Source organism: Marinobacterium sp. MBR-111 (genome assembly GCF_040547585.1).
Lineage (GTDB): Bacteria > Pseudomonadota > Gammaproteobacteria > Pseudomonadales > Balneatricaceae > Marinobacterium > Marinobacterium iners.
Genome location: NZ_JBEPQA010000019.1, coordinates 1 through 13730, shown reverse-complemented (window position 1 = coordinate 13730; position 13730 = coordinate 1). Strand labels below are relative to the sequence as shown.

Here is a 13730-nt window from a genome sequence, read left to right as displayed (position 1 = left end):
GGGAAATTGTGTGTTATTTTGCCGTTTCTTTCAGCAGCCACTGCTTGATGACGTCGGCCATCTCGGCACTCAGACTCGAGAACGCGTCGACGACATCGGCCAGCTCACTGCTGTCGGCAGGGCGGCTGAGATCCAGCGAGGTTTCAGCCAGGATGGCACGCCCATTGGCTTCTACCAGCTGCAGGTGGCCGCGGATCACAACCGTGGGCACCCCTTGATGATATTCGGTCTGAAAGGCGTCCAGTCGGGATACCAGCACGCGGTCCGCTGCCAGACGCACTTCGTCTCCGCTGATCTGACTGAAGCGGCTGTCCCGCTGCAGGGCCGAAATCAGCTGATCTCGCCACAGCTCCGGTATCGCACTGTTCCAGCGAGCGCCCGCATATACACTTGGGGGCTTGCCTTGCGGTACCACCAGCATGTGACGGCCATTGAGCAGATCCGGGGTTTGGGGGCGCAGTACTCTCAGGCTTTCCACCTGTACGCTTTGACCCGCGACGGCGGGTGCAGGTTCCAGCGTCCAGCTCTGTACCGGCTCAGTCGAGGGCAACCAGCTACAGCCTGCTACGCCCAATGCCAGCAACCCCGTCAACAACAGATGTTTCATATACACACTCTCCCTCACGGTGTGAACTCAGGTGCAGGCGGGCGCCCGGTCAGGTATGCGGCCGGGTCTTCCTCCAGTCTCGACAGTATGCGGTTCAACGTTCCCAAACTGCGTTGCAGCTCCTGCATGACCGGGCCGATCTCAGCCATTCCCTGCAGGCCGTTGTCCAGTGCGCTCGCATTGCGGCTCAGCAGGCGCTCCAGCTGTTCACCGCTCTGCGCCAGCGACTGCATCGCCCTGCGCCCATCCACCACCATCGGCGCCCCCTGATCGGACAGCAGCCGGTCGGCATGGCTGATCAGTTGGGTCGCGGCCTGCAGAACCTTTTGTGCCTCTTCAGCCGTTGTGCTCAGGTTGTCCAGCGTCTCACCCACCCCCGATCTGGATTCGACCAGCTCCTCGGACACCTGCTCCAGGTTATGGATAATACGACCAATGCGGTCGATGTTTTCCGGTGACAGCAATTCAGCCCCTTGCTCTACCAGTTCGTTCACACCTGTGAGCAGCGCTTCGCCGTTACCCAGCAATGCCCCGATCGGTGATGGATCGGCCTCGATCACCGGCGGTCCTTCCTTTGGCCGCTCCAGTGCGGGGGCCTGCGGGTTGTCGGTACTGAGCAGAATATTGGCTGCTCCGGTAATGTTGGCGATCGCCAGCCGCGCACGTGTCCCCTGGTTGATCGGGGTGACGGAACTGACCTCCATGTCTGCCAGAACGCGGCGAGGGTCAGCCGGGTCCAGCTGAAGCTGTTTTACTTCACCCACGCGCAGGCCGTTGTACTGCACCAGGCTGCCCACGGTAAGGCCTGTTACCGCCTCGTTGAAGACGACGCGATAGCGCCGTGTTTCCTGCTGCTGTCCGGACTGCACCAGCCAGATGCCAAAAAACAGCGCCGCCAAAAGCCCCGCCAGAGTGAACAGTCCAATCAGCACATGATGTGCACGTGTTTCCATGCTTACCTCTCCCCTGCCGCCGCGTAGGCGGCACGACCTCTTGGGCCATTAAAATAGGCCTGTATCCATTCATCGTCATGGCGAGATACACGCTCGGGCGTATCCGCGACCAGCACCCGCTTTTGTGACAGTACCGCGATACGGTCGCAGGCGGTCCAGAGTGAATCCAGATCATGCGTCACCATGAACACCGCCACCCCTAGTGCGTTGCGCAGGGTCAGCAGCAACTGGTCAAAATCGGCGGCGCCGATGGGGTCCAGCCCTGCGGTGGGCTCGTCCAGAAACAGCACATCCGGGTCGAGCGCCAGTGCCCGGGCCAACGCAGCACGTTTCACCATACCACCGGACAGTGAAGCCGGGTACAGATCACCGGCATGTGACGCAAGCCCCGTCAGCGCCAGTTTGACCTCCGCCAGCGCCTCGGCATCGGCACGGCTCAATCCGGCATGTTCGATCAGCGGCAAGGCCACATTTTCCCGAACGGTCAGCGAGCTGAACAACGCGCCGCCCTGAAACAGCACCCCCAGACGCTGCTCAAGCCGGGAGCGTCTTGCCCCTGACAATGCCAGCAGATTCTGACCGAACAGGCGAATCTCACCCGTACTCGGACGGTTCAAACCCACAATCGAGCGCAGCAGTACCGACTTGCCGGTACCCGAACCACCCACCACACCCAGGATCTCACCAGGATACAGATCGAGATCCAGATGCTCATGCACCGTGTTGCGACCAAAACGGTTGCACAGGCCACGCACCTCAATCAGCGGGGACGGCTTGATATCCTTTGTCATCACCACCCCATCTCCATGAAAAACAGCGCCGCCAGCGCATCCAGCAATATCACCATAAAGATTGACTGAACCACAGCGGAGGTTGTGTGACGCCCGACGGATTCGGCGCTGCCACTGACCTTGAAGCCTTCCATGCAGCCGATCACGGCCACCACAAAGGCAAACAGCGGCGCTTTCACCAACCCGACCAGATAGTGCTTCAGCGGTACATCCGCCAGAATGCCGAAGAACTGCCCCAGTGGAATGTCCAGCGATACCAGCGCCACCAGTGCACCACCGGTCAGGCCGGATATAATCGCCACGAAGGTCAGCAGCGGCAATGTAATCAACAGTGCCAACACCCGCGGCACCACCAACAGCTCCATGGGGCTGAGCCCCAGCGTTCGCAATGCATCCAACTCTTCGTTGGCTTTCATGGAACCGATCTGAGCGGTAAACGCACTGGCCGTTCGACCCGCCAACAAGATGGCCGCCAGAATCACACCAAACTCTCGCAAAAAGGCGTAGGCCACCAGATTGACGGTATAGATTTCGGCGCCAAATTCACCCAGTACTGTCGCCCCCAGAAAAGCCACCACGGCACCCACCAGAAAGGTGAGCAGCGCCACGATCGGGACCGCATTGAGTCCGGTTTCGTGAATCTGATTCACCAGTGCGGTCATGCGCCAACGCCATGGCCGCAATACAATGCCGAACAGCGTCTGCAATACCAGTCCGATAAAGCCGCTCAACTCCCAGAAGTGGCGGAATACGATCTCGCTTTGCTGGCCAAGATGCGCCAATGCGGCAATCAGCGGCGAGGGCTTGGGTGAAGGCTCTGCCGGTTCTCGCAACAACGCCTTTATCACCACCTGCAGCAACCCTTTGCGCTCGGGTTGCAGCGTCTGGCTCTGTTCGATCAGAGTGCGCAGTCGATCCGCACCGAACCAGTTTGCCAGCAGCGTTGCGCCAGCCGTATCCAGTGCCTGAATGTCCTCCAGCTGCAGCACACAATCCCACTCGGGGGACGACTGCTGCGCAAGCATCTGCTTCAGATGCCGATAGTGAGACAGCGTCCAGCTGCCACCCAGACACACCCGCTGGCCGTGCCACTCAATCCACCCGGGGGCGGTATCGGTTGTCATCGCCGGTTTTTGCATCCCTGTATGCACCTGAATAGCCTGTTTAAAGGCTCATTTTCCTCCCCCTGCCCCTTTGCTGCAATAGCGAAGGCTCCGAGCCCTGTCACCCGGGAATGCCGCACTGTATAATGGCGGGTTTCGACAGCGCCAACGAATCAGAGATACGGACCCCAATGGACAAGACCTACCAGCCACACGATATCGAGAAATCCTGGTACCAGACCTGGGAAGAGAAGGGTTACTTTGCACCCTCCGGTGAAGGCGACGCCTACTGCATCATGATTCCGCCGCCCAACGTCACCGGCAGCCTGCACATGGGCCACGCCTTCCAGCACACCATCATGGATGCGCTGACCCGCTACCGCCGCATGCAGGGCCGCAACACCCTGTGGCAGGTGGGTACCGACCACGCCGGCATCGCCACGCAGATGGTTGTTGAACGCAAGCTGGCCGCCGAGGAAGAACTGACCCGCCACGACTTGGGACGCGATGCCTTTATCGAGAAAATCTGGGAGTGGAAGGAAGAGTCCGGCGGCACCATCACCCGCCAGATGCGTCGTCTGGGCAACTCCGTGGACTGGCCCACCGAGCGCTTCACCATGGATTCCGGTTTCTACCGTGCGGTACAGGAAGTGTTCATCCGCCTGTACGACGACAAACTGATCTATCGTGGCAAGCGTCTGGTCAACTGGGACCCGAAACTGCACACTGCGATCTCCGATCTGGAAGTTGAGAACCGCGAGGTCAAGGGCAAGATGTGGTATCTGCGCTACCCGCTGGCCGATGGCGTGAAAACCGCGGCCGGTGAAGACCACATCGTGGTCGGTACCACCCGTCCGGAAACCCTGCTCGGCGACACCGGTGTGGCGGTGAACCCGGAAGACGAGCGCTACCAAAGCCTGATCGGCCAATTCGTTGAGCTGCCGCTGACCGGACGCCGCATCCCGATCGTGGCCGATGAACACGCCGACATGGAGAAAGGCAGCGGTTGCGTGAAGATCACGCCGGCGCACGACTTCAACGATAACGAAGTCGGCAAGCGCTGTGGCCTGCCGATGATCAACGTGCTGACGCTGGATGCCCATATCCGTCAGGAAGCTCAGGTATTCAACACCGACGGCAGCCCCAATACCGAGATTGACCCGACCCTGCCGGAAAAATACCGTGGGCTGGAGCGTTTCGAGGCCCGCCGCCAGATCGTGGCGGACATGGAAGAAGCCGGCCTGCTGGTGAAGATCGAAGAAAACAACATGACCATCCCCTACGGCGACCGTGGCGGCGTGGTCATCGAACCGATGCTCACCGACCAGTGGTTCTGCGATGCCAAGACACTGGCCAAGCCGGCCATCGAGGCGGTCGAGAACGGCGACATCAAGTTTGTGCCCAAGCAGTACGAAAACATGTACTTCGCCTGGATGCGTGACATTCAGGACTGGTGCATCTCCCGCCAGCTGTGGTGGGGCCACCGCATCCCGGCCTTCTATGACAACGAAGGCAACGTTTACGTCGCCGCCGACAAGGATACCGCCCGCCAGAAATACAATCTGGACCCGGAACTGGAGCTGCGTCAGGACGACGACGTACTCGACACCTGGTTCAGCTCTGCGCTCTGGACCTTCGGCACCCTGGGCTGGCCGGAAGACACCGAGCGTCTGAAAACCTTCCACCCGACCGATACTCTGGTCACCGGCTTCGACATCATCTTCTTCTGGGTGGCGCGCATGATCATGATGACCATGCACTTCATGAAGGACGAAGACGGCAAGCCGCAGGTACCGTTCAAGAACGTGTACGTCACCGGCCTGATCCGCGACGAGAACGGCGACAAGATGTCCAAGTCCAAGGGCAACGTGCTCGACCCGCTGGACATGATCGACGGCATCAGTCTGGAAGCGCTGCTGGAAAAACGCACTGGCAACATGATGCAGCCACAGCTGGCCGAGAAGATTGGCAAGCGCACCGAGAAGCAGTTCCCGGAAGGCATCGCCGCCCACGGTACCGACGCCCTGCGCTTCACCCTGACCGCACTGGCCTCTACCGGCCGTGACATCAACTGGGACATGAAGCGTCTGGAAGGCTACCGCAACTTCTGTAACAAGATCTGGAACGCCGCGCGTTATGTCCTGACCAACACCGAAGGTCAGGACTGCGCCCAGAATAACACTGAAGTGCTGCTGACCCTGGCTGACCGCTGGATCATCAGCAGTCTGCAGCGGACCGAACAGACCGTGATCAAGCACCTGGACGAGTACCGCTTCGATCTGGCCGCTCAGACCCTGTACGACTTCATCTGGAACCAGTACTGCGACTGGTATCTGGAGCTGTCCAAGCCAGTGCTGTGGGACGAGTCCGAAGGTGAAACCGACGAAGAGAAAGAGCGCCTCGCCGCCCTACGTCGCGGTACCCGCGGTACTCTGGTGCGCGTACTGGAAGCGATCCTGCGTCTGGCACATCCGCTGATGCCGTTCATCACCGAAGAGATCTGGCAACAGATCAAGGGGCTGGCCGGCAAGGAAGGCGACACCATCATGCTGCAGGCCTACCCGAAACCGGTGGCCGAGCTGATCGACGAAGCCGCCGAGGCCGACATCGAATGGCTAAAAGAAGTGATCGTCAGCGTGCGCAATATCCGTGGCGAAATGAACATCGGCCCGGGCAAAGAGCTGGAACTGCTGCTGCACAACGGCAGCGACGAAGACTTCCGCCGCGTACAGGAAAACTACGTTGCCCTGACCAAGCTGGCCAAGCTGAGCGAAGTCAAGTGGCTGGAAGCAGACGATGAAGCCCCCATGTCCGTCACCAAGCTGGTCGGCAAAATGGAGCTGCTGGTGCCGATGGCCGGCCTGATCGACAAGGAAGCCGAACTGGGACGTCTGCAGAAGGAACTGGATCGCCTGACCGGCGAGATCAAGCGTGTTGAAGGCAAGCTCTCCAACGAGAAGTTTGTCGCCAACGCGCCGGCTGACGTGGTTGCCAAAGAGAAACAGAAAATTGCCGACGCACAGGACGCGTTCGACAAGCTCAAGCAACAGTACGCCAAGATAGAAGCGCTCTGAGCTTCAGCGGGGCCGGAACATCACCGGCCCCGCTTAAATTTTTACTATCCTATCCGCTACTCAGTCTCGATTGCGGATCATATCGGCAATCGCAAACATCGGCTCTTTCAACATCTGTTTGAGCTCATCGTCTGCGCCAATCTGCTCCAGTGCCTTGTCCATGCACAGCAGCCATTGGTCACGCTCGTCTGTACCGATCGCATAGGGTTTGTGCGGACTGGTCATGCAGACCGAGCCGTATTTCTCGGCATAACGCTGCGGCCCACCCATCCAGCCGGTCAGATAGTCGGCCAGCCTTTCTTTCATCGGTGTCAGATCCTTGCCATGCATGGCACGAATGCCGGCCACTTCGGGCGCACTGTCCATGTAGTCATAGAAAGCGTTCGTGAGCTGACGGATGCCCTCCTCTCCCAGTGCTTCAAATGGGGTGTTGTAACCACTCATGGGGGTATTCCTCTGTTAGTATCCTGATGCTGAGCCAACATAAATCAGCCAGACTTCAGATAAAAGCCTGTAGGTGCACTTAATATCCATTTTTCAACACAGGGGATATCACAAGAACATGGCTAACTCTAACCGGCGCCGATGGGTGATATGGGCACTGGCTATCATCTTGCTACTGCCCCCAGCCTGGTTCTGGTACAACCTGCTGAGTCCTTGGGGATACACGGCGCCCGCCGGCTTGGCGGCCATTGCCCCTGACCGCCAACACAGACTGTTTGTGTACGGCACGCTGACCCATGGCTGGGTACGCTGGCTGGTAACCGGGGAAAAGATCGTATCGACACCCGCCCGGCTGCCCGGCTTTCGGCGCGAAGGGCTGGACCTGGTTGCGGCACCCACAGCCGTGACACAGGGCGAGCTACTGGAGGTGTCTCCGACCAGCCTGCGCCGGCTTGACCGATACGAGCGACTGGGAATTCGCTACGAGCGAGTCCGGCTGACACTTAAGGATGGGAATGAGGCCTGGGTGTACACGCGCATCAAGCAACCACCGGCAGCGACAGAGCCGGCACCTAATCGATGATGACATCGTCCAGTGGACGGCGCGGCGAGGCAGGCAGACGGTCATCGGGATACCCCAGTCGCAACAGAATCTGGGCATGTCCTTGTGCGCCAATATGCTGCTCCAGCTGAGGCCTTAACTGTGCGTGCTGTATCGGCTGATTCAGGTAGGAAGCCTGAACGCCCTGCTGTTGCGCGACCAGCAGCAGATGCTGCAGAGCCTGACCTGTTTGCAGCCAGTCACGGGGCGTATCGCCATCACTGCTCAGCAGCGCCAGTAACGGAGACTCCTCCGCCAGCAGCCGATCCTGAGATGCCATGCTTTTACCCATGTCAAAGTGGCGCACAACGCCCCTGACCAGTGGTGCCACCAGCCGAGGCACGGTCAGTCCATCGCCGGCTCGTCCCGGATGCATCCACCGCGCCAGCTCCTCACGCCAGGTCTCATCCTGCCACAGCAGGCTGTCGCCCTGTTTAACCAGCTCCACCACCTGCTGTCGCAGCTCGGGGTCCAGCAACAACTGCACATGGCCGTGTTCGGCACGGGCGGCTTCGCATAAAGCGTTCTGCAACTCTGCCGACAAGGCTTCCGGCTTGAAGCGGTTTCGCCAAGTCCGGCGGTGAATCAGAGCGTCTCCCAGACTCGCCAGCGTCGTTTCTTTTTCACCACGCCCAATATGCACCCGAGCCAGCAGATTCGGTGTTTCCGGTTTCGGCAATAGTGTCCAATCCAGCGACAGCCCGGCATCGGCAGCTGCCACACGCAGATTGAACAGCGCACAGCCACAGCTGATATGCAGTTCCCGATTGTCGGGGTCATTCACCGGCAGCGCGCGTTGCCAGTCGGCCAACAGCTCGACCACCTGCTCCGTCTCATTCAGGCGGAACAGCCAGGGCTGAGTATTGTGGCTGGAAGGTGCCAGAACGGCCTGCTGCAGCAAGGCATGGAGAGAGGTGCGCTCGGCCATCAGTCTGGCTCCTTCAGAGTGGGTGTGGCACCTGAGTGTACGACAGCCACTTCAGGCCGTCAGCATGTGGCCTGCAATTCCGAGGGCAAACCCTAGCACAGCCCCCATGGGAGGGCCCCAATGCCGCGCCAGTTTCACCTGGGGGGCGATGTCCTGAAATACCGAGTAGAGGATGCCGCCAGCGGCGAACAGCATGATGGATGACACAACGGCCGGATAGTCTGCCAACCAGCCGTATCCCAACCATGCGGCGGCTGGCCCCATCAGTGCCATCAGCGCAAAAATCAGAATGATGCGACGTGCCGAGTAGCCGGTGTGATGACGCAACTCGCGGAATGCGTTAAAGCCTTCGGGCAGATTCTGCAGGCCGATCAGTAGAGCCAGCAGCAGGCCGTTGCTGCCGCCAAGTGCAAAGGTTGCGCCCAGCGCAATGGACTCCGGCACAAAATCGGCCAGCATCGCCACCAACTGACTGGCAGAGGTTTTGAAATGGTTCAACAGTACATCGATGCACATAAAAATCAGTCCACCCAGTACAAACCAGAACAGTGCTGGTGCTGTATCAAGGTGTTCAAGGCCGTCAGGCACCAGCACCAGGGCCACCGCGGACAGCAGAGCACCGCCACCCAAGGCGATGACACTGTGACGAAATTCCTTTTCCAGCCAGTGCGGGCGTATCCGTTCGGCGCAGGCCAGCCATGCACCCAGTGGCATACTCAGTCCGGCCAATAGCGTTAACGTCAGTATGTGCAACAGCATGGGAACCCCCGAATAGCTAAGACCTCTAGCCTGCAATCGGTGCGAAAACACCCGATGTCAGCCGGGCCAGATCTTGCGGTGACAGCTCAATCTCAAGCCCACGCCGTCCGGCGCTGACGTGTATCGTATCCAAGGCAGCGGCACTGTCATCAATAAAGGTCTTGAGCCGCTTTTTTTGGCCCAGGGGGCTTACCCCACCCAGCACATACCCGGTAACACGCTCGACCTCAACCGGATCAGCCATGGCGGCCTTTTTGGCATTCGCCGCCTTGGCGATCTGTTTCAAATTGAGCTTGCCGACCACCGGCACGATGCCGACCGCCAGTGCCTTGCCATCGAGACTGACCACCAGCGTCTTGAATACCTGTGCGGGGTGCAGCCCCAGCTTTTCGGCCGCTTCAAGCCCATAGGATTCATTTGCAGGGTCATGGCTGTATTCATGAATACGGTGTGCAATACCCGCCTTGCGGGCCTGATCAACTGCGGGTGTCATCCTTTCGACTCCTACAGGTTACTGTGATTAACGCCCAAACAGCGAGGGGCGCTTGCCCGGTCGGTTGGGTGCAACCGGTTCCGGCTGAGCCTGTGGCATCTGCCGGGCCGCTTTTTTCCCCTGTGTACCTTTTTTGCCCGCTGAGGCTACGCGCGTCCGCCCGGTCCGGTTGGCCTTCTTCTCAGCCAATGCGCCACCTTCAATCAGCTTGCCGTTTTCAAGTACCGGAACAGGCTGCAGCTGCAGTGGCTTGCCGATCAGGGCCGATATATCCTTGAGAAAACGTCGTTCCTCCGGCGATACCAGTGACACGGCCCAGCCCTTCAAACCTGCCCGCCCGGTACGGCCGATGCGATGCACATAGGCTTCGGGCTGATTCGGCAGATCGTAATTGACCACTTGCGGCAGCGCTTCGATATCCAGCCCTCGGGCGGCCACATCAGTGGCCACCAGCACTTTAACCTCGCCCGCAGTGAACGTGGCCAGCGCGGCCATGCGCTCACGCTGGGTGCGATCACCGTGAATCGCCACCGCACTGATGCCGTCTTCCACAAGTTGTGCACAGAGCTGATCGGCACGCTTTTTGGTACGCGTGAACACCAGGGTCTGTTGCCAGTTGCCGCCACGAATCAGGAAGCCGAGTACATCCGCCTTGTCGGCATTATCCACCGCGTAGGCACTTTGCTTGACCTGTTTGCTGGCCGAGTTGCGTGCTGCAATCGCAATCCGTTTCGGGTTCTGCAGCAGCTTGTCGGCCAGCACCTCCACCGAGTCATTCAGTGTGGCGGAAAACAGCAGCGTCTGCCGCTGCTCAGGCATATAGGTCAGCAACTCTCGGATCTCGCCGATAAAGCCCAGATCCAGCATGCGATCCGCTTCATCGAACACCAGCATTTCCAGTTGTTCCAGCGACAGCTTTTTCTGCTTCAACATATCCAGCAGCCGCCCCGGAGTTGCCACCAGAATATCGGCTCCGCGTTTCATTTTGCGGATCTGATTGTCGAAACGCACACCGCCGAAGATGGAGATGACCCGCATCCCCAGCAGCTGGCCGTATGCCAGCGCATGCTCACCCACCTGCTGGGCCAACTCACGGGTCGGCGTCAGTATCAGGCCCCGGATCGGGTGGTAATCACCGCTTGCGGGCGTGCGGCCGAGACGCTCGATCATAGGCAGCGCAAAACCGGCTGTTTTGCCGGTACCGGTCTGGGCCTCGGCAATCAGGTCATGTCCCGCCAGCACCAGCGGGATCGCCTGAGACTGGATCGGTGTAGGCGCGCGGTACTCCAGCGCGTCAAGCGTGGCGACCAGTTCAGGGCACAGGCCCAGTTCGGCAAAGGCGGACATGGTATTCACTCCTGCTCACTGTTCCTGCGAGCGCAGGTAATCTTCATAACTGCCGTGGAAGTCATTGATGCCTGTGGGCGTCAGCTCAATGATACGGGTCGCCAGTGAGGAAACAAACTCTCGGTCGTGACTGACGAAAATCAGCGTACCAGGGTAGTTTTCCAGCGCCAGGTTGAGTGCTTCGATCGACTCCATATCCAGGTGGTTGGTCGGCTCATCCATCACCAGAATGTTGGGCTTTTGCAGCATCAACTTGCCGAAAATCATGCGGCCCTGCTCTCCCCCGGAGATCACCTTGACCGACTTGTCGATATCTTTCTGGGAGAACAGCAGACGACCCAGCGTACCGCGAATCACCTGCTCGTCATCACCTTCCTTACCGCAGTAGGCCATCCAGTCGTAGAGGCTTTTCGCTTCGGTGAATTCGTGTGCATGGTCCTGCGCGTAGTAACCGATATTGCTGTTTTCAGACCACTTGACCTTACCGGCGCTGGGCTCCAGATCCCCCACCAGACACTTGAGCAGCGTCGTTTTACCGATGCCGTTGGGGCCGATGATGGCGATACGCTCAGCCACCGGCACGGTCAGATTCAGACCACTGAACAGCTCCTCATCAAATGACTTGGACAGCCCCTCAACCTCAAGTGCGATACGGTGCAGTTTTTTGTCCTGTTCAAAGCGAATGAACGGGCTCTGACGGCTGGACGGCTTGATATCCTCAAGCTGGATCTTGTCGATCTGCTTGGCGCGCGAAGTCGCCTGCTTGGATTTGGAGGCGTTGGCAGAGAAGCGACTCACAAACGCTTTCAGATCGGCGATCTGTGCCTTTTTCTTGGCATTATCCGCCTGCATGCGTTCACGCGCCTGAGTCGACGCGGTCATGTACTCATCGTAATTGCCGTGATACAGACGCACCTCGCCGTAGTCCACATCAGCCATATGGGTGCAGACACTGTTCAGGAAGTGACGGTCATGCGAGATGATGATCATGGTGCAAGTGCGCTGATTGAGCACCCCTTCCAGCCAGCGAATGGTGTTGATATCCAGGTTGTTGGTCGGTTCGTCCAGCAGCAGAATGTCCGGGTCCGAGAACAGCGCCTGCGCCAACAGTACACGCAGCTTCCAGCCCGGCGCCACTTCGCTCATCGGGCCAAAATGCTGTTCCACCGGAATACCGACACCCAGCAGCAACTCACCGGCACGGGACTCGGCGGTATAGCCATCCAGTTCGGCAAACTCGCCTTCCAGCTCGCCGGCACGAATACCATCCTCTTCGGTCATGTCCGGCTTGGCGTAGATCGCATCACGTTCAGATTTGATCTTCCACAACTCCTCATGCCCCATGATCACGGTATCGACCACGCTGAAAGCCTCATAGGCGAACTGATCCTGTCGCAGCTTGCCGATGCGCTCGTTCGGGTCCTTGGAGACGTTGCCGCTGGTGGGCTCCAGATCGCCCCCCAGAATCTTCATGAAGGTGGATTTACCGCAGCCGTTGGCGCCGATCAAGCCGTAACGGTTGCCGTCACCAAATTTAACGGAAACATTTTCAAACAGTGGCTTGGCGCCAAACTGCATGGTGATATTCGCAGTGGTCAGCAATGGAATCTACTCGATTGGTCTTGAATGGGTATGGCGGACCGACCGTCGATACAGCCGGCAGGGGATACTACCAAAGAGGTGAATTATCGCATAAAAGAGGCATTGAGTAGAGGGGCACACAAACACACATTATCAATCAACATTTCGTTTACACCTTAAAGGGTATGATCTCCTATAAGACGCCCGTATCGGGCGTTGCTCTCAAGACCTCAAGTGAATTCAGCCGTGCCGGAACAGTCAGACAGCCGCATCCATCGTTATTGTCAGTGGATGGGCCTGAGTCCCAACACCACCAGTCATACCGAAAAGCTGATCTCGGGCCTGGGTACCGTCATGGGGATCGGGCTGGTGATGCTGGTCTACAGCTGGTGGCTTGATTCAGAAGCAGCAATTTTGCTCACCGCATCAATGCCGTTCTCCTGTTCGCCGTGCCGCATGACGCCCTGTCTCAGCCCTGGGCGGTACTGGGGGGACACAATATCTCTGCCCTCATCGGCGTCAGCTGCCAATGGCTCTGGCCCGGCGAATGGTTTACCGCACCGTTGGCGGTTGGGCTGGCGGTCACCACCATGCACTACCTGCGCTGCATCCACCCGGCGGCGCAACAGCCCTGACAGCCGTCATTGGTGGCAGCAGCATTCACCAGCTGGGCTATGCCTACCTGCTGTGTCCGGTACTGCTCAATGTGGCCAGCATCCTGCTGGTAGCCCTGCTGTTCAACGGCTTGTTTTATTGGCGCCGCTATCCTGCCAGTCTGGCTCAACACCAACACCCGCCACCGCCAACACGAGCGGTCAGCATCAATGCAGATGACCTGAGATCCGCCATGGAACAGCTGGACTCCTATATCGACGTAACGGAAGAGGACCTGCTGGAACTGTTTGAACTGGCGCAGGAGCATGCGGGAGGGCGGCATAAAAACAGGTAAAAAATTAGGGAAGCTGCGAATAAGTCAGCCGCATGGGATAATGCCTGCTGCACACGATTGAGGACGCACCGATGGATCAGCAACTTACATTTGCCGACAG

At 58.9% G+C, this 13730-nt stretch carries 12 protein-coding genes and 1 pseudogene; 3 read left to right on the top strand and 10 right to left on the bottom strand.

Annotated features, from left to right (window positions below; translation table 11 throughout):
• Positions 1–13: 13 nt before the first annotated feature.
• Genes ABIE61_RS13190 through ABIE61_RS13175 form a run of 4 tightly spaced genes read right to left on the bottom strand, consistent with a single transcriptional unit; the run spans position 14 to position 3490 of the window.
• Complete coding sequence (locus ABIE61_RS13190) at positions 14–607, bottom strand: ABC-type transport auxiliary lipoprotein family protein (protein WP_354410209.1); 594 nt, start codon at positions 605–607, stop codon at positions 14–16.
• 14 nt (positions 608–621) lie between these two features.
• Positions 622–1560 carry an MlaD family protein gene (locus ABIE61_RS13185; RefSeq protein ID WP_354410206.1) on the bottom strand — a complete coding sequence of 313 codons (939 nt, stop codon included), beginning with the start codon at positions 1558–1560 and terminating at the stop codon, positions 622–624.
• 2 nt (positions 1561–1562) lie between these two features.
• Entirely contained in the window at positions 1563–2351 is a 789-nt protein-coding gene (locus ABIE61_RS13180) for an ABC transporter ATP-binding protein (protein WP_354410327.1), read from the bottom strand.
• Positions 2351–3490, bottom strand: a complete 1140-nt coding sequence (locus tag ABIE61_RS13175) for an MlaE family ABC transporter permease (RefSeq protein WP_502915058.1) — start codon at positions 3488–3490, stop codon at positions 2351–2353. The genes ABIE61_RS13180 and ABIE61_RS13175 overlap by 1 nt, the downstream gene beginning before the upstream one ends.
• A 155-nt stretch (positions 3491–3645) precedes the next feature.
• Between ABIE61_RS13175 and ABIE61_RS13170 the strand changes: the two genes are divergently transcribed.
• The gene (locus tag ABIE61_RS13170) at positions 3646–6528 is read left to right on the top strand and encodes a valine--tRNA ligase (RefSeq protein WP_354410203.1); all 2883 of its coding nucleotides are present in this window, start codon (positions 3646–3648) and stop codon (positions 6526–6528) included.
• A gap of 60 nt (positions 6529–6588) precedes the next feature.
• Here ABIE61_RS13170 and ABIE61_RS13165 read toward each other — a convergent pair whose 3' ends face one another.
• Positions 6589–6972: a group II truncated hemoglobin gene (locus ABIE61_RS13165; protein WP_206835782.1), complete on the bottom strand. Its 384-nt coding sequence runs from the start codon at positions 6970–6972 to the stop codon at positions 6589–6591.
• A 118-nt stretch (positions 6973–7090) separates the two neighbouring features.
• Here ABIE61_RS13165 and ABIE61_RS13160 point away from each other — a divergent pair, with 118 nt between their 5' ends.
• Positions 7091–7555 (top strand): gamma-glutamylcyclotransferase family protein, encoded by a 465-nt coding sequence (locus ABIE61_RS13160; RefSeq protein ID WP_354410200.1) that lies wholly within the window; start codon positions 7091–7093, stop codon positions 7553–7555.
• Here ABIE61_RS13160 and ABIE61_RS13155 read toward each other — a convergent pair.
• Genes ABIE61_RS13155 through ABIE61_RS13135 form a run of 5 tightly spaced genes read right to left on the bottom strand, consistent with a single transcriptional unit; the run spans position 7545 to position 12702 of the window.
• Positions 7545–8501 carry an Acg family FMN-binding oxidoreductase gene (locus tag ABIE61_RS13155; RefSeq protein ID WP_354410199.1) on the bottom strand — a complete coding sequence of 319 codons (957 nt, stop codon included), beginning with the start codon at positions 8499–8501 and terminating at the stop codon, positions 7545–7547. The genes ABIE61_RS13160 and ABIE61_RS13155 overlap by 11 nt on opposite strands.
• 51 nt (positions 8502–8552) lie before the next feature.
• Positions 8553–9260, bottom strand: a complete 708-nt coding sequence (locus ABIE61_RS13150) for a ZIP family metal transporter (RefSeq protein WP_354410196.1) — start codon at positions 9258–9260, stop codon at positions 8553–8555.
• 25 nt (positions 9261–9285) lie between these two features.
• Positions 9286–9753: a Cys-tRNA(Pro) deacylase gene (ybaK, locus tag ABIE61_RS13145; RefSeq protein WP_354410194.1), complete on the bottom strand. Its 468-nt coding sequence runs from the start codon at positions 9751–9753 to the stop codon at positions 9286–9288.
• 27 nt (positions 9754–9780) lie between these two features.
• On the bottom strand, positions 9781–11100 hold the full coding sequence (locus tag ABIE61_RS13140; RefSeq protein WP_354410192.1) for a DEAD/DEAH box helicase: 1320 nt from the start codon (positions 11098–11100) through the stop codon (positions 9781–9783).
• 15 nt (positions 11101–11115) lie between these two features.
• Positions 11116–12702: an ABC-F family ATPase gene (locus tag ABIE61_RS13135; RefSeq protein WP_354410190.1), complete on the bottom strand. Its 1587-nt coding sequence runs from the start codon at positions 12700–12702 to the stop codon at positions 11116–11118.
• 428 nt (positions 12703–13130) lie between these two features.
• Between ABIE61_RS13135 and ABIE61_RS13130 the strand changes: the two are divergent.
• A pseudogene (locus ABIE61_RS13130) lies at positions 13131–13630 on the top strand (HPP family protein).
• The last annotated feature ends 100 nt before the right edge of the window (positions 13631–13730 follow it).